The sequence below is a fragment of the Acetobacter oeni genome (assembly GCF_011516825.1).
GTDB lineage: Bacteria > Pseudomonadota > Alphaproteobacteria > Acetobacterales > Acetobacteraceae > Acetobacter > Acetobacter oeni.
The window spans coordinates 73923-90759 of record NZ_WOTA01000009.1; the positions used below are offsets into that span (position 1 = coordinate 73923).

The following is a 16837-nucleotide window of genomic DNA, read 5'->3' on the forward strand; positions in this document are numbered from 1 at the left end:
CTTCCGCAGGGCTCGGTCCCGTAACCGGAAGACGCCCGAACCCCGGCGCCCCGGCGGTTTCAGACAACAGGGTCAAAGGACCGGATCCCCGCCCGGAGACCAGGGCAGACCTCCGTAAACCGGCCTCAGTTCTGCGGCGCGGGCGCCGCAGGAGTCGTGGTCACCGGCGCAGCGGCTGCCGGAGCCGATGCCGCCGGCGGAGGCGGGTTGGCCAGAATGTCATGCCCGCCACCCGTCACCGCACCACGGTTCAGAACCGCCAGCGTCAGCGACAACACCATGAACGCCGTCGCCAGCACCGCCGTCGAACGCGTCAGCAGATTCGCCGTGCCACGACCGGACATGAAAGCGCCCATGCCCTGCGAGCTGCCAATGCCAAGGCCACCGCCCTCGCTGCGCTGGATCAGCACGGTCCCGATCAGGGCAATGGTGACAAGGAGATGAAGAACCAGCAGGAGGGAAATCATGGACTACTCAGTTGCAGGGACAGAAAAAACCGGCGCGGCAATCAGCGCGCCGGAACGGCATGAACAATCGACAGAAACACATCCGGCTTCAGGCTGGCGCCCCCGACCAGAGCACCCGCCACATCCGGAATGGCCAGGATCGAGGCGGCATTCCCCGCATCAACAGAACCACCATACAGAATCCGCAGCGTTTTGCCACTCTCGCCGAACTGACGCACCAGCTCCGCCCGGATGAACGCAACCGTCGTCCTGATGTCGTCCGGCGTCGCCGCCAGACCCGTGCCAATCGCCCAGATCGGCTCATAGGCCACAACCCCGGCAAACCCGTCCGGCAGCGAACCCTTGATCTGCCAGCCGATCGCATCCTGAGCCTCGCCGCTCTGCCGCTGATCTTCCGTCTCGCCAATGCACACAACCGGCGTCAGACCGGCCTTCGCGGCGGAAACAGCCTTCTCGCGAACCGTCTCATCCACCTCGCCATGATCGCGGCGCCGCTCGGAATGACCGAGAATCACATGCGTCACACCAAGGTCGGTCAGCATCCCGGGCGCGATGTCGCCGGTATGCGCGCCCTTCTCATCCATGTGGCAGTTCTGAGCGCCCAGCGCGACCGGCGAACCCTTCAGCTGCGGTGCCAGCAAAGCCAGCTGCGTGAAGGGCGGGCAGATGACAACCTCCGTCCCCGTCGCGCGCTGCGAAGCCAGCCCGGCCAGCAGAGCCTTTACGCGGTCGGCAGAGTCGGCACTCAGCCCGTTCATTTTCCAGTTGCCGACGATGATGGGTGTGGTCATCGGACATCTCTCCTGCGAAGCCAGCCCCCGACACCGCCCCGTAAAGGACCGGCCCGGAGACCTCTCGTGAATAAGGGACATATTCCCCTTCTGCCGGCACACCGCTACCCCATTCGGGCAAAGCCAGGCAAGAACGCCACGTTTCTCTCGCCCGGTGCATACCCCTGAAAACCCGCGACGGAACGCGACCCCGTCGACCCCGTTTGTTAAAATAAAATGGGGCGCGGCAGCCCGTGCCTCCCGCCAGACCGGAGCCGCACCCCGGGAAACAGCCGCCGCCTTCTGGTCAATCCGGGTCCGTATGAATATGGTGCCCCGCCGGATCGCGGCCTGAAGCCGCAATCCTCCCTGCTTTTTTATTCGCGGACTGCGCCTGCATGATTTCGTTCCTGCGTCACTTCGTCGTCGATTCCTGGATCGGCCGCGTGCTTGCCCTGGTCATTTTCGTCGCCTTCGTCGGCTGGGGCATCGGCGATGTCATCAGCGGTATGGCCGATGACCCCGCCACAGCCGCCATCGTCGGCTCCCGTAAAATCGCGACGCGCGACCTCGCCTCCGCCCTCCAGGCCGAAATCCCCCGCATGGCACAGCGCATGGGCGCCCCCGACGCCGCACATCTCCCGCTTCAGTTCCGCCGGCAGATGGCCCAGGAAGTCCTGCAACGCCTGATCGGACAGGCCGAAGTGCTGGAAGCCGGAAGCCATTACGGCCTCGTCGTGCCGGATCAGGCCGTCCGCGACGAAATTTTCGCCATGCCCTATTTCAAGGGCGCGAACGGCGCGTTCGACCGCAACCTGTTCAACAGCAAGCTCGCCCAGGCCGGGATGACGGAAAAACGCCTGATCAGTCTCGTGCATGACGATCTCGCAGGTCGCGCCATCATGGACCCCGTCGCCGCCGGCGCGCACATCTCCGATCTGGTCGCCACGCGCATCTACGGATTCGAAACCGAAACCCGCAATCTGGACCTGATCCACATTCCGTTCGCCAGCCAGCCCGCACCGCCCGCGCCCGACGACAGCGTCCTGCGCCGCTATTACACCAATCATCCCTGGATGTTCCGCAGCCCGGAATACCGTCACGCCCGGATCGTAGTCCTCTCGCCCGACACCATCGCCTCGCAGATTCCGGCCACCGACGAGGAAATGCACCGGCTCTACGACGCCCAGGCGCAGCGATTCCACGCTCCGCAGCTCCGCAGCGTGCAGCTCGTCACCACCCAGGACGAAACCGCCGCCCAGGCCGTCGCAACCATCTGGAAAGGTGGCGCCGACTGGACCCAGGTGCAGGCCGCCGCCAAAGGCAGCGCCGCCGTCGAGTTCAACGATGCCCGCGCCAGCGCCCTGCCGTCCGACATCCTTCAGAAAGCCGTGTTCGCAACCCCGGTCGGAATCGTCCAGGGACCGCAGAAAATGGAAACCGGCTGGGTCGTCTTCCGGGTGACAAAAGTCACCCCGCCTCATGACACCAGCTTCGACGACGCAAAAAACACCCTCCGCGACGAGATCGTCAAAGCCCGCGCGCCGGACGCCCTCAGCTCCCGCGTGCCCAAACTCCAGGATGCCATCGCCGGCGGCGGTCTCGACTCCATTCCTGCCGACCTGGGCGCCGCTCCGGCCTCCGGCTCGCTCGACGCCCACGGCATGACAAAAGACGGTGTCCCCGCACCGCTCCCCGCTTCCGGCCCGCTCCGCGACGCCATCGTGGCAAAAATCTTCGCGCAGGCCAAAGGCGCCCCGCCCCAGCTCACCGAGGCCACCACCCCGGTCAAACCCGGCGACGCACCCGGTCCGTCCCTCGGCTGGTACGCCGTCTCGGTGGACGACGTCACTCCCGGCCAGCAGGAGCCCTTCGACGCCGTGCGCGACAGGGTCATCGCCGCCTGGCAGACAGAGGCCCGGAAACACGCCGCCGACGAACAGGCCACCGCCCTCTATGTCGCCTCGCGCGATCACGGCGGCCTCGCCACCAACGCGCCCGCCGGAAGCCCCGTGCAGAAAGGCATCATGCTGTCCCGCGCCCGTCCGCCCGAAGGCCTGCCGCAGGATCTGATGGAAACGATCGCGCATATGCCCGCCGGCAGGAGCGTCATGGGCGAAGATGCCGACAGCTTCATCGTCGCCACCGTGACCGGCATCGTGCATCCCGATCCGAAAGCCGACTCCCTCGGATACGGCCGCGTGCGTGACGGCATGACGGAGTCCCTGTCCTCCGACATCACCTCCGCCTACATCCGCAGCCTCGAAGGCCGGTTCAAAACGAAAATCATCCCCGCCGGCGTGCAGGCCGCCCTCAACGAGGCCGGCTTCGGGGACGGTTCATGATGCGGCTCGCCACCCTCGATTCCCCGACCCGGACCGACTGCGCCCGGGCCTGGGAGCGTGGCGAAAGCACCGTCATCTTCGCCGTGGACGCCGCCGACCTGCTCACCCCCGTCGCCGCCTATATGCGCCTCGCGAAAATGGGCGGCAGCGACGGGCGCAACACGCTCCTGCTCGAATCCGTCGAAGGCGGCGTCTCCCGTGGCCGCTATTCCATTATCGCTCTGCGCCCGGATCTCATCTGGCGCTGCCATGATGGCAAAGCCACCGTCAATCACACCCCCGACACCACGCCGGACGCCTTTATCCCGGTCACGGAAGCCCCGCTCGACAGCCTGCGCGCCCTGATCCGTCAGAACCGTCTCGATCTCGCCGAGGGCCTGCCCCCGATGATCGCCGGCCTGTTCGGCTATCTCGGCTACGACATGGTGCGCCAGATGGAACACCTGCCGGACGCGCCCGCCGACGATCTCGGTCTCCCCGAAGGCGTCATGATGCGCCCCGGTCTCTTCGCCGTCTTCGACACCGTGACCGACGAACTGATCCTCGCCGCCCCCCTCCGTCCCCGCCAGGGCGACACGGCCGAAGCCGCCTTCACCCGGGCGGAAACCCTCATCCGCGAAGTCCGCGCCTGCCTCGCAGCCCCGCTCTCCGTGCCCGCCGAACCCCAGGTCCCGGCCCTGGACGCACCGCGCTCGACTTATTCTGAGGCGGAGTTCGAGGCCGTCGTGACCCGCATCCAGGAGTACATCGCCGCCGGCGACGCCTTCCAGGTCGTCCCGAGCCAGCGCTTCTCCACCTCGTTCGGCCTGTCCACGCTCTCGCTCTACCGCTCCCTGCGCCGGATCAATCCGGCCCCGTTCCTGTTCCATCTCGACTTCGGCGAGTTCTGCCTCGTCGGCTCCTCCCCCGAAATCCTGGTGCGTCTGCGCGACGGCAAAATGACCGTCCGCCCCCTCGCCGGAACCCGCCCCCGTGGCGCCGACGCCGCGGAAGACAAACGCCTGGAAGAGGAACTCCTCGCCGACGAAAAAGAACTCGCCGAGCATCTGATGCTCATCGATCTCGGTCGCAACGATGTCGGTCGGGTGTGCGTCAACGGCTCCGTTAAAGTAACCGAAAAATTCGTCATCGAACGCTTCAGCCACGTCATGCACATCTCCTCGAACGTCGAAGGCATACTGAAACCCGACCTGGAAGCCCTTGACGCTCTCGTCGCCGCCTTCCCGGCAGGCACCCTCACAGGCGCCCCGAAAATCCGGGCCATGGAAATCATCGATGAAGTCGAGCGCACCCGCCGCGCGACCTACGCAGGCTGCATCGGCTATTTCGGCGCCGGTGGCGATATGGATACCTGCATCGGCCTCCGCATGGCCGTCATCAAAGACAGCACAATGCACGTCCAGGCCGGCTGCGGCGTCGTCGCCGACAGCGTCCCCGCGATGGAATGCGCGGAAACGGAACACAAAGCCCGCGCCCTGTTCCGTGCCGCCGAAGACGCCATCCGCCTTGCGTCACGGAATACGTCAGCAACATAACGCTTTACTGTCTCAGGGCTCTGCCCTGAAACCCGGCAAAGGTCACAGACCTTTGCAAACCACCATTATAAATAAATTGAGGTGCAGGAGGCGGGGCCTTCCGCCGGGGCACGGGGACAGCGCCCCCGTAAAACCCCCGGACCCACTCAGTTTCTCATGCCCGACCCGGGACCGCGGCGCCGTTCAGCGCGCCACGGTTCCCGCCACCGGAGGCACAGTCCCCCGGACCTCCTCCTGAATCAGCTTCTTCGCCTTGCGTGCCCCCATCACCTTCCGGACGAGCGTCACAAGTCCGCCCGCCGCCGCAAGACTGGTCGCCACGATCAGCGCCGCCGCCGGCCGCTGCCGCGCCTGAAACTCCGGTGTCATTCTGGCCATGAATACCTCCTGTCCCGCATCCGTCCCCGGCCGCCATTACCGAAAACCATTCCGGTCCTGTCAGAAACGTCCGCGACGGTCTCCGGATGCGCCCTGGCACCGAAAATCATTACCCCCGGTCGGGAATATTGCCTTTCGTGTGCAACCCCGCCTCCAGGAACGCCATACTCCGCTCCCACGCCAGACGGTTCGCGTCCTCGTTAAAGCCCGGCCGATCTCCATTGCCAAAGCCATGTCCGGCATCATCGTAGACATAAACGTCGATCTCCGGATGCGCCGCCCGTATGGCCGCCACGTCCATATGCGAAATCGAACTGTCCTGCCCGCCAAAATGAAGCTGAACCGGACAATGCGGAACAGCATCCTTCCGCGCAGCGATCCCGCCACCATACCAGCCGACCGCGACGGAGAAATCCCGCGTCTCCGTCGCCGCATCCCAGGCCAGCGTGCCACCCCAGCAGAAACCGATGATCCCCACCTTCCGATGCGGCGCATGACGACGAAAATGCGCCGCGCAGGCCCGCAGATCAGCCAGTGTGTCCTTCAGAGGAATCGCCGCCCGCAGCGCCTGCCCCTTTTTGACCTCCTCCTGCGTGTAGCCCAACTCCACATCCTGCTCAGCCCTGTCGAACAGAGCGGGCGCCAGCACCGAAAATCCCTGCGCCGCGAACGTATCGGCAACATGGCGGATATTTGGGTTCACACCGAAAATCTCCTGCACCACGACCAGCGCATGAGGCGCATCCGGATTACCCGCCTCCCAGGCGGAAAAAGCGTGGCCGTCATCGGCTGTAAGACGTATCTGCATAGGAACTGGCCCTTCAGGCTGAGATGGTGGCCTCATTGTGCCGCCCGGCCCGTCGAACGGCAATCCCGCCCCGCAACAGACAGTTTCCCGGTGCTGCGCCGCCGTTCAGCGCGAACTGAAACCACCCTGGAGCGTCCGGTCTTCTCCGGCTTTTCGTGCAGCAGCTTTTCCGCCTGCACCAGGAGAACCGATGGTCTGGGTGGCCCCATAAAGCATCCAGAGAAGCGCCGCCGTCTTGATGCTGAAAATCGAGGCGCCGATACACAGCGATGTCGCAAAATACACGGCAATACAGGTCTTCATCATAGCCGCTGTTTGATTATTGTTTTTTGAAAAAGCGAACATTACGAGACACACAAGGGAGAAAGGCAGGCCAAGATTGCTGAGAATGTAAGCATAGCCCGTATCCGCCGTGTAAACAGGCGAAGGCGCGAAAGCCATCCACTGCGACAGATTCCAGTAGTTCAGCAGTTGCCCCGAGAATAAAAGCCGACCCGAGAAATCGTCGCTTTTGATAGCAGGCAGCCAGCCCGGTATTTCATGCAGTGATCCGGCAACGGTCAGCAGCACAGTTGCGATGACAGGCATCAGCAACACCGTGAACGAAGAACTGCGAAGTGGTGAAATCCGGATAAGCGCCATCAGCGCGCAGCAGGCCGAAGCAAAGCGGGAATCCGTCAGAACGATGCAGACAAAACACAGGATGAACAGCAAAATCTGTCGCTGCCCCGGGCGGTTGCGACAGGTAGCCAGACACCAGCCGAAAACAAACGTCGCGTAATTGCCAAGAGAAACCGGCTCCAGAAAAATCGATGAAACGCGATGCGGCCCCAGCAGGGACGGAAAAAAAGTGCGGCCTACACCGCCGCGATCCCCGGATGCAAAAAACGTGGTCTGGCTGTAATTAATCGCCGTGGTGGAAATCCCGCCTTTCTGCACATAATACTGCCAGATGTTCAGGATTTGTCCGAACACAGCGGGATTGAAGATTTCAAAAACAGCCAGTGTCAGCGTCAGAATCATGATGATCCAGATAGCCTGACGCGCCTGTCTCATGCCCGAGATCACGCCGATCTGGTAGAAAATATAAGCAATCGCGGCGTCATGAATCAGCTTGAAGCTGAGTTCCGGATTAATCATCTTCGCGCCGATCATGTACATCACGGACAGCGTTGAAAAGATCATGATGCGACGCGAAATGGTTTTCCGGATGACGAGAAATCCGGCGATAAGAATCAGCATCTCCGCGGCAGCAACAACGGAGCTGCTGGTAAACACCCAGCCCCGCGTGCTGACAAAACAGAGAAAGACGTTAAAAACAGCGCACAGCACAACCAGGGAGGTTCCGACCGGAAACGTCTTCACCCTGATCGCCGGACGCGGAACAGAATACGAAGAAGGTGTTGCAGCGAACGCTTTCACAGATTTCTGCCCGACTTCCTGAAAATAAATCGTTCCCGATACCCGTCACCGGATACGCCGCATGCTGGTTCCGGCACAGCCGGAACCTCAGATAACAAACACCCGTCTCAGGCTACAGGGGAGGGTTTCATCGCCCCGGACAGATAACCACATCCGGTCTGTCAGGAAACCATTCACCCCGCAGGCTGATTTCGCAGCTGACACATTACACAAATACGCCACCGCCTCTCCTGTATTCTTTTTTTTATACAGAATAACCGGCGCCGTCCCTTCAGAAATGACTCCACCCCGTGCGCGCCAGCGGAAAAACCGCCCCGTCCGCCCGACAGACCCGCACCCCGGCCCGCTCCGCGCCAAACCGCCCGATCCGCGTCACCAGCACACCCGCCGCAGCGCAACAGGCCTGAAGCGCCGCCGCCTCGTCATCGGGAACCGCCAGCAGCAGTTCGTAATCGTCCCCGCCCGTCAGACAAACCGCCAGCAGATCATCCCGCCCGGTCACCAGAGCCCGCGCCGCAGCCGAAAGCGGAACCGCATCCGCCTCGATCACAACCCCCAGACCGCTCTCCCGCGCCAGATGCCCCGCATCCTGCACCAGCCCGTCCGACACATCCATCGCCGCATGCGCGATTCCGGCAAGATCCGGACCAAGCCGGGGGGAGGGAAGGCGATACCGTCCCGCCAGCCACCCGTCCCGATCCGCCAGTTCACCCAGCAGAACCTTCAGACCAAGCGCCCCGTCCCCGATCGTGCCGGTCACCCAGAGCCCATCCCCGTCCCGCGCCCCGTTGCGCCGCAAGGCCCGACCCGGCACCACATCCCCGACAATCGTCAGCGACAGCACCAGAGGCCCCCGCGTCGATGTCGTATCGCCCCCAAGCAGCGACAAACCGAACAGACGCTGATCTTCCGCCAGCCCCCCGGCAAACGCCGCAAACCACGCCTCGTTAAAACGAGGCTCCGCCGCCCGGTCAGGACAGGCCAGCGTCAGCAGCCAGCCGGACGGCCGTGCGCCCATCGCCGCCATGTCGGAAAGATTGGCCCGCAACAACTTGCGCCCGATCGTCTCCGGCGGATCGTCCGGCAGAAAGTGAACCCCCTCCACCATCGCATCCACCGCAATGACAAGCTCCCGGCCGGCCGGCGGCGTAAAAACGGCCGCGTCATCCGTCAGCCCCAGCGCACCCGGCCCGGCCAGAGCCAGAAAATGCCGACGGATAAACGCAAACTCATCGGGAAGAGCCGTTACGCCCTCCTCCACATCCACCACGACAGGAAGATCAGACCTGCCCGTCATCAGCGGCATCCGCTTCCGGCAGCTTTTCAGCAATGGCCCGCCCGTTCTCATGAGCCGACGCTTCACCCGCCGGCACCGGGTTTTTCAGACGTTTCGCAATCGTGTCCAGCACCCCGTTGACCAGCTTCGGCTCATCACCCGAAAAAAAGCCATGCGCGACATCGAGATACTCGTTGATGATAATCTTCACCGGCGGCGCATCCGGCGATTCCATCTCGGCAATCGCCACCGTGAACAGCGCCCGCAAAACCGGATCAAGCCGGCCAACCGGCCAGGTCGGCGGCAACGTCTCCGTCAGCAGCGTCTCAGCCCGCTTCCTGGACGCCGCCGCACCCCGCACCAGGCCGGTGAACAGCGTCGCATCCGCCTCCGGAATATGGCCATCCTCAAAAGACTCGCCCGAAAGCGTGATGCCAAACCGATGTCTGACAAACTGAACAATAACCGGCTCAGGCCTGTCATCGCCCTGCTCGATCTGAAACAGGGCCTGCACCGCCGCAACACGCGCCGCGGTACGTGGCCGCAGGGCCGGGCCGAGCCGTTCGTCTGATTGGGTCATCGGCGTCCCTCCCGCAGGATCAGTGTTGTCCGGATCGGTGTCCGGGGCGGCGCTTCATGGCCCCTTTGTCCGCCCGGGTCCACCCCCGGCCCGTCACATGACACGATTATTCATCCTCGCGCCGGCTGTCATCAATCCGCGTCAGGATCTCGGAAAAATCCTTCGTCTCACGGAAATCACGATAAACACTGGCAAACCGCACATACCCGACCGCATCCACCGTGTGCAGCGCCTCCATCGCCAGCTCGCCAATCAGCGCCGTCGGAATCTCTCCCTCGCCCGATGCCTCCAGACGCCGCGCAATCCCGCTGATCATCTGCTCGATCTGCTCCTCCGAAACCGGACGCTTGCGCAACGCAATCCGAACCGAACGCGCCAGCTTCTCCCGGTCGAACGGCGCCCGCCGCCCGTCCGCCTTGACAACAATCAGATCCCGAAGCTGCACACGCTCCACCGTCGTGAAACGCTGCCCGCAGGTCGGACAGGCCCGCCGCCGACGGATCGACGTCCCGTCCTCCGTCGGACGACTGTCCTTCACCTGCGTCTCGGCATCACTGCAAAACGGGCATCGCATCGTCGGTCAGTCCAGCCTTTCGTCGCACGGCACGGCACCGGAACCCTGCCATGCATCCCGCGCCATAAAATGTTTGGTAATCGTGGCTATTATAGACCGGATCGTCACAAAAGTCTCACACTGCCTCTTCCGACGGAACGCTGCTTCGTGAGCACCAATGTAAATGCTGACGTTCACGGCCGCCGTATAAGCCAGACCACAGGGGCGTGGCGATAAAGGCCGCACGGACGAGGGGAGACCGGCTTGAAAGATCTTTGCGCGCTTCGAAACACCCGTGGTTCGAAAGCCTCCGGAACCGGAACCCCCGGACTCAAAACCCCTGGCCGCCGCCTGCTCGCCTGTCTCGCGGCCATCAGCCTGACAGCCCTTGTGCCACAGGCCCTCGCGGCAGCAGACAGCCAGACCAGACCGTCGCCAGCGTCTACGGGCCAGGAAGCCGACATACACCCGAACGTCAGCGGCGCCAACGTGCCCGGTCAGGATACTGCCGCCGCGGAAATCACCATTCACGACGGATGGATGCAGCATGTCAGCCCCAGAGCAGACCTGGTCGCCGTCTACTTCTCCGTGGAAAACACATCCGACCGCTCCCACCTGATCGACCGTATCACCTCGCCGTCCTGCTCGGAAATGTTCGGCTATCATTCAGACCTGGAAATCTCCACGCTGACACACGAACTCTTCACGCATCTGACACTGCCCGCCAAACAGACACTGGTCTTTCCGCCAGGCGGCTACCATCTCGTCTGCCACGTCGCCCCCGGCACGACCATCGCTCAGGGCTCAACCGTCGACATTGAATTCCACTTCCTGGGCGGCACCCGGAAAACCGTCGCCTTTCAGGTCCGCGAGGCAAAGCAGTTCCGGAAAGAGTAAGCGGTCAGGTTCTGAGATGTCTTTGGCATATTCAGGGATTTCATCGGCCTGTTTCATGATGTCACGACGGGCTGGTTTCACATAATCAGAGTTGCAGCCCGGGCAAAGGATCTGCTTCCGGGTCGCGCCGGTCATGTCGGCGGAACATTGGCAGCCAGCCCTCTGTTTGCGAATGCCGTGCTGTATCGTCATCGCGCCGGCACCCCCCCTGGCGTGATCTGCCAGCCTTCTCCGACGACTGAAAAAACGTGAACCGGCATCTGGCTGCTGATCACGACAATGAAGACCTGATGATCGACAGCACGATTTCCGGGCGTACCGGCACAGCGAGCCCGGACGCCTGGAAAAGGGAGTACGCAGATCAGGCCATCGGACGATTACAAGGCGGACTGTCCACAAAGATCCATGCCATCCGCGATGCTGCTGGAAAGGCCGTCGCTCTGTTTCTGAACACCCTGTAAAGACCAGATACACCGAAGGCCGCCTCTTTTCCGGATGAAATCAATCCCGCAGCGTTCATCAAAAACTCAAAGAGCACACCGATCATTCCGTCAAAGAGAAATCACCGTAATCCAGGATAAATCCGCTTCTCTCTTCACAAAAAAAGATGAACGCCTCTTCGCAACACTGAAGCAGTTCAGAGGCTGATGAAATCAACTTTCCCCGTTGCTGTTCAGTTCATCACAGCCATGATCGGAGTTAACGCACGACACGCCCTGAAGCTGTGCTGACCGGACGTGAAGCGCGACCCGACGCCTGACCTCTCGCAGCGAGATGGACCAGCGCCAGCAACGGGAGAAGCCAGATGACCCGTGCCTGGAAACGATCATAGGGTGAGGCCACGATCCCGCAAACCGCCGCATTGATGGCGAGACCGGCGATCACGAGCGCTGTTGCCGGCCATAACTGCGTGCCCGGACCGGCGGCGGACCGTGATGTCCGCGTGCGGACTATGATCACCGCCAGTACCAGCACACTGAGGATCAGTGCCGTATATGTGACAGCCGTCAGCACCTGCTCCAGATCTCCCGGACTTGCGACCACGGACTGCATCGCCCGCCGGGACTCCTTCGGCGGCAATCGGGGCGCCACCGCATCCAGGATATAAATCTCCTGTACGCGAAACATCGCGAGCTGCTCTGCAAAAGCCGCGCTGAGTCCCATAACCGTCGCGACAGGCTGATCCTTCAGAACAGCGAGCGCGAAAGTGACCTGCTCATCGCTGATACGCCGTTTGGCGGGAGCCCCGGCCAGTGCAAAAACGCCGGTGGCGGGACTGGTGCTGAACATAAAGTCGCGCCAGTCGACCGGCAGCTTTACCCGGTCGTTGCAGATCTCGAAATGCGCCTGTGGACAGTGGTTTTTGAGGTAGGTCGTTCCCGGTCCCATCTCCTGAAGGTGCGCGGACAGGAACGGAAGCCGGACCGGCGGCGATCCGACCGCGTGCGTGGCGACACGGGTGAACACAACCTCACCAGTCAGTCCGACGCAAACAGCGGCCAGCACCAGCATTGCCGGCCGGATCAGAGGTGCCCGGGGAAGCCGGCCGAGGCGAGCAAAGGCGTAACCCGTCATGACCAGGAGGACAGCCAGCGGCGGATGGCTGTTATGCGCCAGCATCGCAAAGCTCAGGATGACGAACGCCGCCATCCGATCGCCCCGACTTAACCGATCCCAGCCGCAGAGCAGCGTCACAATCAGCAGAATGGTTACGCTGGCGAAAATATCCGGCATCATCAGCCCGGTGAAATAACCCAGTGGTGTGACAATCGTCAGCACCGCCATGCAAACCAGGGCGTATCCGACTCTTCCAGGCAAAAATGCCCGAAAAAAAAGCAGGATCGTGAAGGATACCACCAGAGCCTGGACCGCCGCCGCGATCATGAGTGAGCCCGCCAGGATCGATGCGAACAGCAGGGCTCCGTAATAAACCGAGCGCCCGGCGAGATAAACGCCGCCCCTGGTCGAAATGATGCCGCCCGGCGCTGTCGGATAAGGATTTTCCTGCGAAACAGCGGGCATCAGCCAGGCATGATCCCCGAGCAGCCTCATCACGCCCGCTCCGGCACCGTTGATATATGTTGGTGTGTCCCAGTAGAAAAAGACATCCCTGTTGAGCAGGGTCGGGACAAAAAGAATGATGGCCCCGACCAGAGTTATCAGGAATGAGTTCCGCCAGACTTTCGCTGCAGGGGAGGGAGGAACAGCCAGCGTACGTTCGACAGAGCTGTCCTGCACCGTATTTCCTCCCGTGAACGACCATTCCGCTCCGGTCATGTGTCACATGGCAGTCGAAAGGTAAATTCTGCCAGACAACACGCCTTGCAACGGCATGCTGTGCTTCGATTGTCGCTCTGTTCGCCGGTGGCACGCAGATTTGTGCCTGAACGTGCAAATACAGTTCGATCCGGGACGTTTGCCACAAACATCTCTGTGGTTATTCGTCATGATATCTGCCGTCCGGGCCTGCTCCGGAAGAATCGGACCCGTCATCTGCGCCAACTTCATGCGGGGAAATCATTTTATTCTGTCACGCGAAGACTTTATTTTGACGCAGTAACACCAGGTTATCGATTTTCCGGAGCTGCGATACCTGTATTGCCTGGTATTTTCCATCGTACACAGGTGACTCTGAATTTGACACCTGTGTCGTCATGGATCAATTATTAGACAGATCGCGTTCAGCTATTTGGATCAGGCCGTATTCAACCTGATCTTATTCGCCGGGTGACGCGGAACGTTTCATGGCAGATATGTTTATCAAAACCTCAATCACCGCCCCGTCCCGCGAACCAGGGACGCTGCGCGACTATATCGCCATCGCGAGGTTCGATCACAGCACGAAGCACATATTCATTGTGCCCGGCGCAGTGCTTGCATGGCTGCTGCGGGGGGGAGGACACGTCCCCTCGCTGATCCTGAACATCGTGTGCGGCCTTGTCGCGGCAGTCTGCATCGCCTCGGCGAATTACGTCATCAACGAGTTTCTTGACCGCGAGTCTGATCGTCATCATCCGACAAAATCGCGCCGCTCCGCAGTCCGGCGCGATCTCGATCCCCGATACATCCGGCTCGAATGGGTGCTGTTCGTGACGATCGGGTTATCTGCGGCATTGCTGTCGAGCTGGCTGATGGCCGTCACGGCGGCGATATTTGCGATGCAGGGCCTTGTCTACAACGTCCCGCCGCTCCGCAGTAAGGACAAGCCGTTCCTCGATGTCATCTCCGAATCGATCAACAATCCTCTGCGGCTGATTATCGGCTGGGCTATGGTCGATCCGACAACACTGCCGCCGATCTCGATCATCCTCGCCTGCTGGCTCGGCGGCGCATTCCTGATGGCCGCCAAGCGTTTGTCCGAATACCGCGAGATCACCGCATTGCACGGCAAAAATCTGCTCATGCGCTACCGGGCCAGCTTCGCCGGCTATACCGATGTCTCGCTGACAGTATCGACGTTTCTCTATGCACAACTGGCAAGTTTTTTTCTTGCGGTTTTCCTCATCAAATACCGCATCGAATACATTCTGACCCTGCCGCTGATCGCTGTGCTGTTTTCCTGTTACCTCGCGTTGTCGATGGAGGCAGGATCTTCCGCGCAGAGCCCGGAACGGCTCTATCGCGAAAAAAAACTGATCGCGATCGTGGTGCTGCTGGTGATCGTCTTCGGGCTGACGACCTTCATCAATCTTCCCTGGCTCGAAGTGCTGACCAGCCAGCACTTCATCACGCTCAACTGACAGCCGGAGACGCGCGGAAATGGACTGGGATACGGTCGATCTGGTCGTTTTCGACGTCGACGGCACGTTATACGATCAGCGGCGGCTGCGAATACGGATGGCCCGGGAACTTGTTACGCACACGCTGTTAAGGTGTGACTTAACAGCCATGCGCGTGCTCAGAACCTTCCGTAACCGTCGTGAGGCGCTTGCCGAGGCCGGGGCAGAGGATTTCGAAGCGCGCCTGCTGCGTGAGACCGCCACGGCAACCGGCGTGACCCCGGCGGCAGTGGAGGCGATCGTCGCCGAATGGATACTCCGCCGCCCGCTGCGTCACCTGCGGGCCTGCCGCTATCCGGCGGTCGATGACCTGTTCGCCGGCCTCGTGCGCGCGGGCAAGACCGTGGGCATTCTGTCGGACTATCCCGCGCGCGATAAGCTGCTCGCGCTCGGGCTGGAAGCGACGTTCGTCGTCACGGCGGGCGATGCCGGTCGCCTCAAACCCCATCCGCAGGGCCTGCTGACAGTCATGGCGCAGGCCGGCGCGTCGCCGGCGCGTACACTGCTCATCGGCGACCGGCCCGAACGCGACGGGATCGCCGCGCAGCGTGCGGGAACACGCTTTCTGATCCGGACCGCACAGACGGCGGGAGATACCACGTTTGCCCGCTTCGATGCACCGGTCTTCGCGCCGGTCCTGGCTGTATAAGCCCGGGAAGAGCAAGGCCCGACGCTCTGAGGCGCATCCGCACAAAAACCCGTCGCCACAAAAACAGGCCGCCCCCGGAAAACGTCGCCGCTCAGCCCCCGGGCAGCATCGCCAGAATTTCATCCGCCGCCGCGTCCGCCGGCTCCATCGCCCCCGCCGCCCGCAACCCCGCCAGCACATCGGCAAACCCCGCCCGCTGAGCCGCCGCCACCGCCGGGTCCGTTATCAGCCGGACCACCGTCGCCGCCAGCAGATCCGGACGACACTGCTCCTGCAACAGCTCCGGCACCAGTCGCCGCCCGGCCAGCAGATTGACCATCGCCACATACGGAACCCGGATCAGCCGCCGCGCAATCGCCGCTGTCACCGGATTGACCCGATACGTCACCGCCATCGGCACACCCGCCAGAGCCAGCTCCAGCGTCGAAGTGCCGGATTTCGTCAGCGCCGCCCCCGCAGCAGCAAAGGCGTCGTGCTTGTCCGCGACATCCGTGACAATCACAGGCCGCACCGCCCACCCCGCCGTCGCCTTCAGAACCGTCCCGGCCACAACCGGCGAAACCGGAATCACAGGCACAACATCCGGCAGCTCCCGGCGCAAAATCGTCAGCATTTTCCCAAAAACCGGCAACAGACGCGGCGCCTCCGACCGCCGGCTCCCTGGCATCAGAATCAAAACCCGCGCGTCATCCGAAAGCCCGTGCCGCGCCCGGAACCGCGCCGCATCCCCCGTCTCCGCGCCCGACTGCAAAACCGGATGTCCGACAAACCGCGCATCCAGCCCGTGCCGCCGGAAAAAATCCTCCTCGAACGGCAGCAGAACCAGCAGCCGCTCCCACAAACCGGGAAATTTCCTGACCCGATGCTCCCGCCATGCCCAGACCTGCGGTGCCACATAATGCACCCGCGCAATCCCCAGAGGCGCAATCCGCCGCAACAGCCGCAACGCAAACCCCGGACTGTCAATCGTCACCACCAGATCCGGCCGCTCGGACTCAATGTGACGCACCGCATCGTCCAGACGCCGCGACAGACTGCGAATGCGCGGCAGAATCTCCACCAGACCCATCACCGCCAGCTCCTGCATCGGAAACAGACTCTCCAGCCCGCTCTCCTGCATCCGCTGCCCGCCAATCCCGATAAACCGCAGATCCGCCCGCCGCCGCCCGAGCGCCGCCATCAGCCGCGCCCCCAGCACATCGCCACTGGCCTCGCCCGCCAGAAGCCAGATCACAGGGCCGTCAGCCACAGTCGGAATCATGCGCAACAGTCATGATGCCCCGATAAGACCGCATCCCCGTCGATGCAAGGCGCCTGGTGATGCCGCACAGTAACGCCGGATATAAAATCGTCACCGCTCACGATTTTGCCGTTGGAC

General features: G+C 62.4%; 15 protein-coding genes and 2 pseudogenes. 7 read left to right on the plus strand and 10 right to left on the minus strand.

The window, feature by feature from the left end; genetic code table 11:
* Nucleotides 1-125 precede the first annotated feature (125 nt).
* On the minus strand, nt 126-467 hold the full coding sequence (secG, locus tag GOB90_RS07905; RefSeq protein WP_146887168.1) for a preprotein translocase subunit SecG: 342 nt from the start codon (nt 465-467) through the stop codon (nt 126-128).
* Nucleotides 468-508: 41 nt separating this feature from the next.
* Entirely contained in the window at nt 509-1258 is a 750-nt protein-coding gene (gene tpiA, locus GOB90_RS07910; protein WP_146887166.1) for a triose-phosphate isomerase, read from the minus strand.
* A gap of 377 nt (nt 1259-1635) precedes the next feature.
* Here tpiA and GOB90_RS07915 point away from each other — a divergent pair, with 377 nt between their 5' ends.
* Nucleotides 1636-3582: a peptidylprolyl isomerase gene (locus tag GOB90_RS07915; protein WP_146887164.1), complete on the plus strand. Its 1947-nt coding sequence runs from the start codon at nt 1636-1638 to the stop codon at nt 3580-3582.
* Nucleotides 3582-5117, plus strand: coding sequence for an anthranilate synthase component I (trpE, locus tag GOB90_RS07920; RefSeq protein ID WP_146887199.1), 1536 nt, complete (start codon nt 3582-3584; stop codon nt 5115-5117). The genes GOB90_RS07915 and trpE overlap by 1 nt, the downstream gene beginning before the upstream one ends.
* A 183-nt stretch (nt 5118-5300) precedes the next feature.
* Here trpE and GOB90_RS07925 read toward each other — a convergent pair whose 3' ends face one another.
* The 6 genes from GOB90_RS07925 to nrdR form a co-directional block, all read right to left on the minus strand.
* Nucleotides 5301-5495: a hypothetical protein gene (locus GOB90_RS07925; protein WP_146887162.1), complete on the minus strand. Its 195-nt coding sequence runs from the start codon at nt 5493-5495 to the stop codon at nt 5301-5303.
* Between the two features lie 109 nt (nt 5496-5604).
* Entirely contained in the window at nt 5605-6303 is a 699-nt protein-coding gene (locus GOB90_RS07930) for a dienelactone hydrolase family protein (protein ID WP_173571991.1), read from the minus strand.
* A 105-nt stretch (nt 6304-6408) separates the two neighbouring features.
* Nucleotides 6409-7668 (minus strand): polysaccharide polymerase, encoded by a 1260-nt coding sequence (locus GOB90_RS07935; RefSeq protein WP_173571992.1) that lies wholly within the window; start codon nt 7666-7668, stop codon nt 6409-6411.
* 328 nt (nt 7669-7996) lie between these two features.
* Nucleotides 7997-9022, minus strand: coding sequence for a thiamine-phosphate kinase (gene thiL, locus GOB90_RS07940; protein ID WP_146887158.1), 1026 nt, complete (start codon nt 9020-9022; stop codon nt 7997-7999).
* Nucleotides 9006-9581 (minus strand): transcription antitermination factor NusB, encoded by a 576-nt coding sequence (gene nusB / locus GOB90_RS07945; RefSeq protein ID WP_146887156.1) that lies wholly within the window; start codon nt 9579-9581, stop codon nt 9006-9008. The genes thiL and nusB overlap by 17 nt, the downstream gene beginning before the upstream one ends.
* A gap of 106 nt (nt 9582-9687) precedes the next feature.
* Entirely contained in the window at nt 9688-10155 is a 468-nt protein-coding gene (nrdR, locus tag GOB90_RS07950) for a transcriptional regulator NrdR (protein WP_146887154.1), read from the minus strand.
* 243 nt (nt 10156-10398) lie between these two features.
* On the opposite strand from nrdR, the gene GOB90_RS07955 reads away from it, so the two are divergent.
* From GOB90_RS07955 to GOB90_RS19775, 3 genes and pseudogenes are all read left to right on the plus strand, one after another.
* Complete coding sequence (locus tag GOB90_RS07955) at nt 10399-11031, plus strand: copper chaperone PCu(A)C (protein WP_146887152.1); 633 nt, start codon at nt 10399-10401, stop codon at nt 11029-11031.
* Between the two features lie 81 nt (nt 11032-11112).
* Nucleotides 11113-11262 (plus strand): annotated as a pseudogene (locus tag GOB90_RS19650) (IS5/IS1182 family transposase); the annotation flags it as partial.
* 125 nt (nt 11263-11387) lie between these two features.
* A pseudogene (locus tag GOB90_RS19775) lies at nt 11388-11480 on the plus strand (IS5/IS1182 family transposase); the annotation flags it as partial.
* A gap of 250 nt (nt 11481-11730) precedes the next feature.
* Here the strand turns inward: GOB90_RS19775 and GOB90_RS07965 are convergent.
* Entirely contained in the window at nt 11731-13269 is a 1539-nt protein-coding gene (locus GOB90_RS07965) for a hypothetical protein (protein ID WP_146887146.1), read from the minus strand.
* Between the two features lie 506 nt (nt 13270-13775).
* Here GOB90_RS07965 and GOB90_RS07970 point away from each other — a divergent pair.
* Nucleotides 13776-14771: a UbiA family prenyltransferase gene (locus GOB90_RS07970; protein WP_198912624.1), complete on the plus strand. Its 996-nt coding sequence runs from the start codon at nt 13776-13778 to the stop codon at nt 14769-14771.
* 19 nt (nt 14772-14790) lie between these two features.
* Nucleotides 14791-15459, plus strand: coding sequence for an HAD family hydrolase (locus GOB90_RS07975; protein ID WP_146887144.1), 669 nt, complete (start codon nt 14791-14793; stop codon nt 15457-15459).
* A 91-nt stretch (nt 15460-15550) separates the two neighbouring features.
* Here GOB90_RS07975 and lpxB read toward each other — a convergent pair whose 3' ends face one another.
* On the minus strand, nt 15551-16720 hold the full coding sequence (lpxB, locus tag GOB90_RS07980; RefSeq protein WP_146887142.1) for a lipid-A-disaccharide synthase: 1170 nt from the start codon (nt 16718-16720) through the stop codon (nt 15551-15553).
* Nucleotides 16721-16837 lie beyond the last annotated feature (117 nt).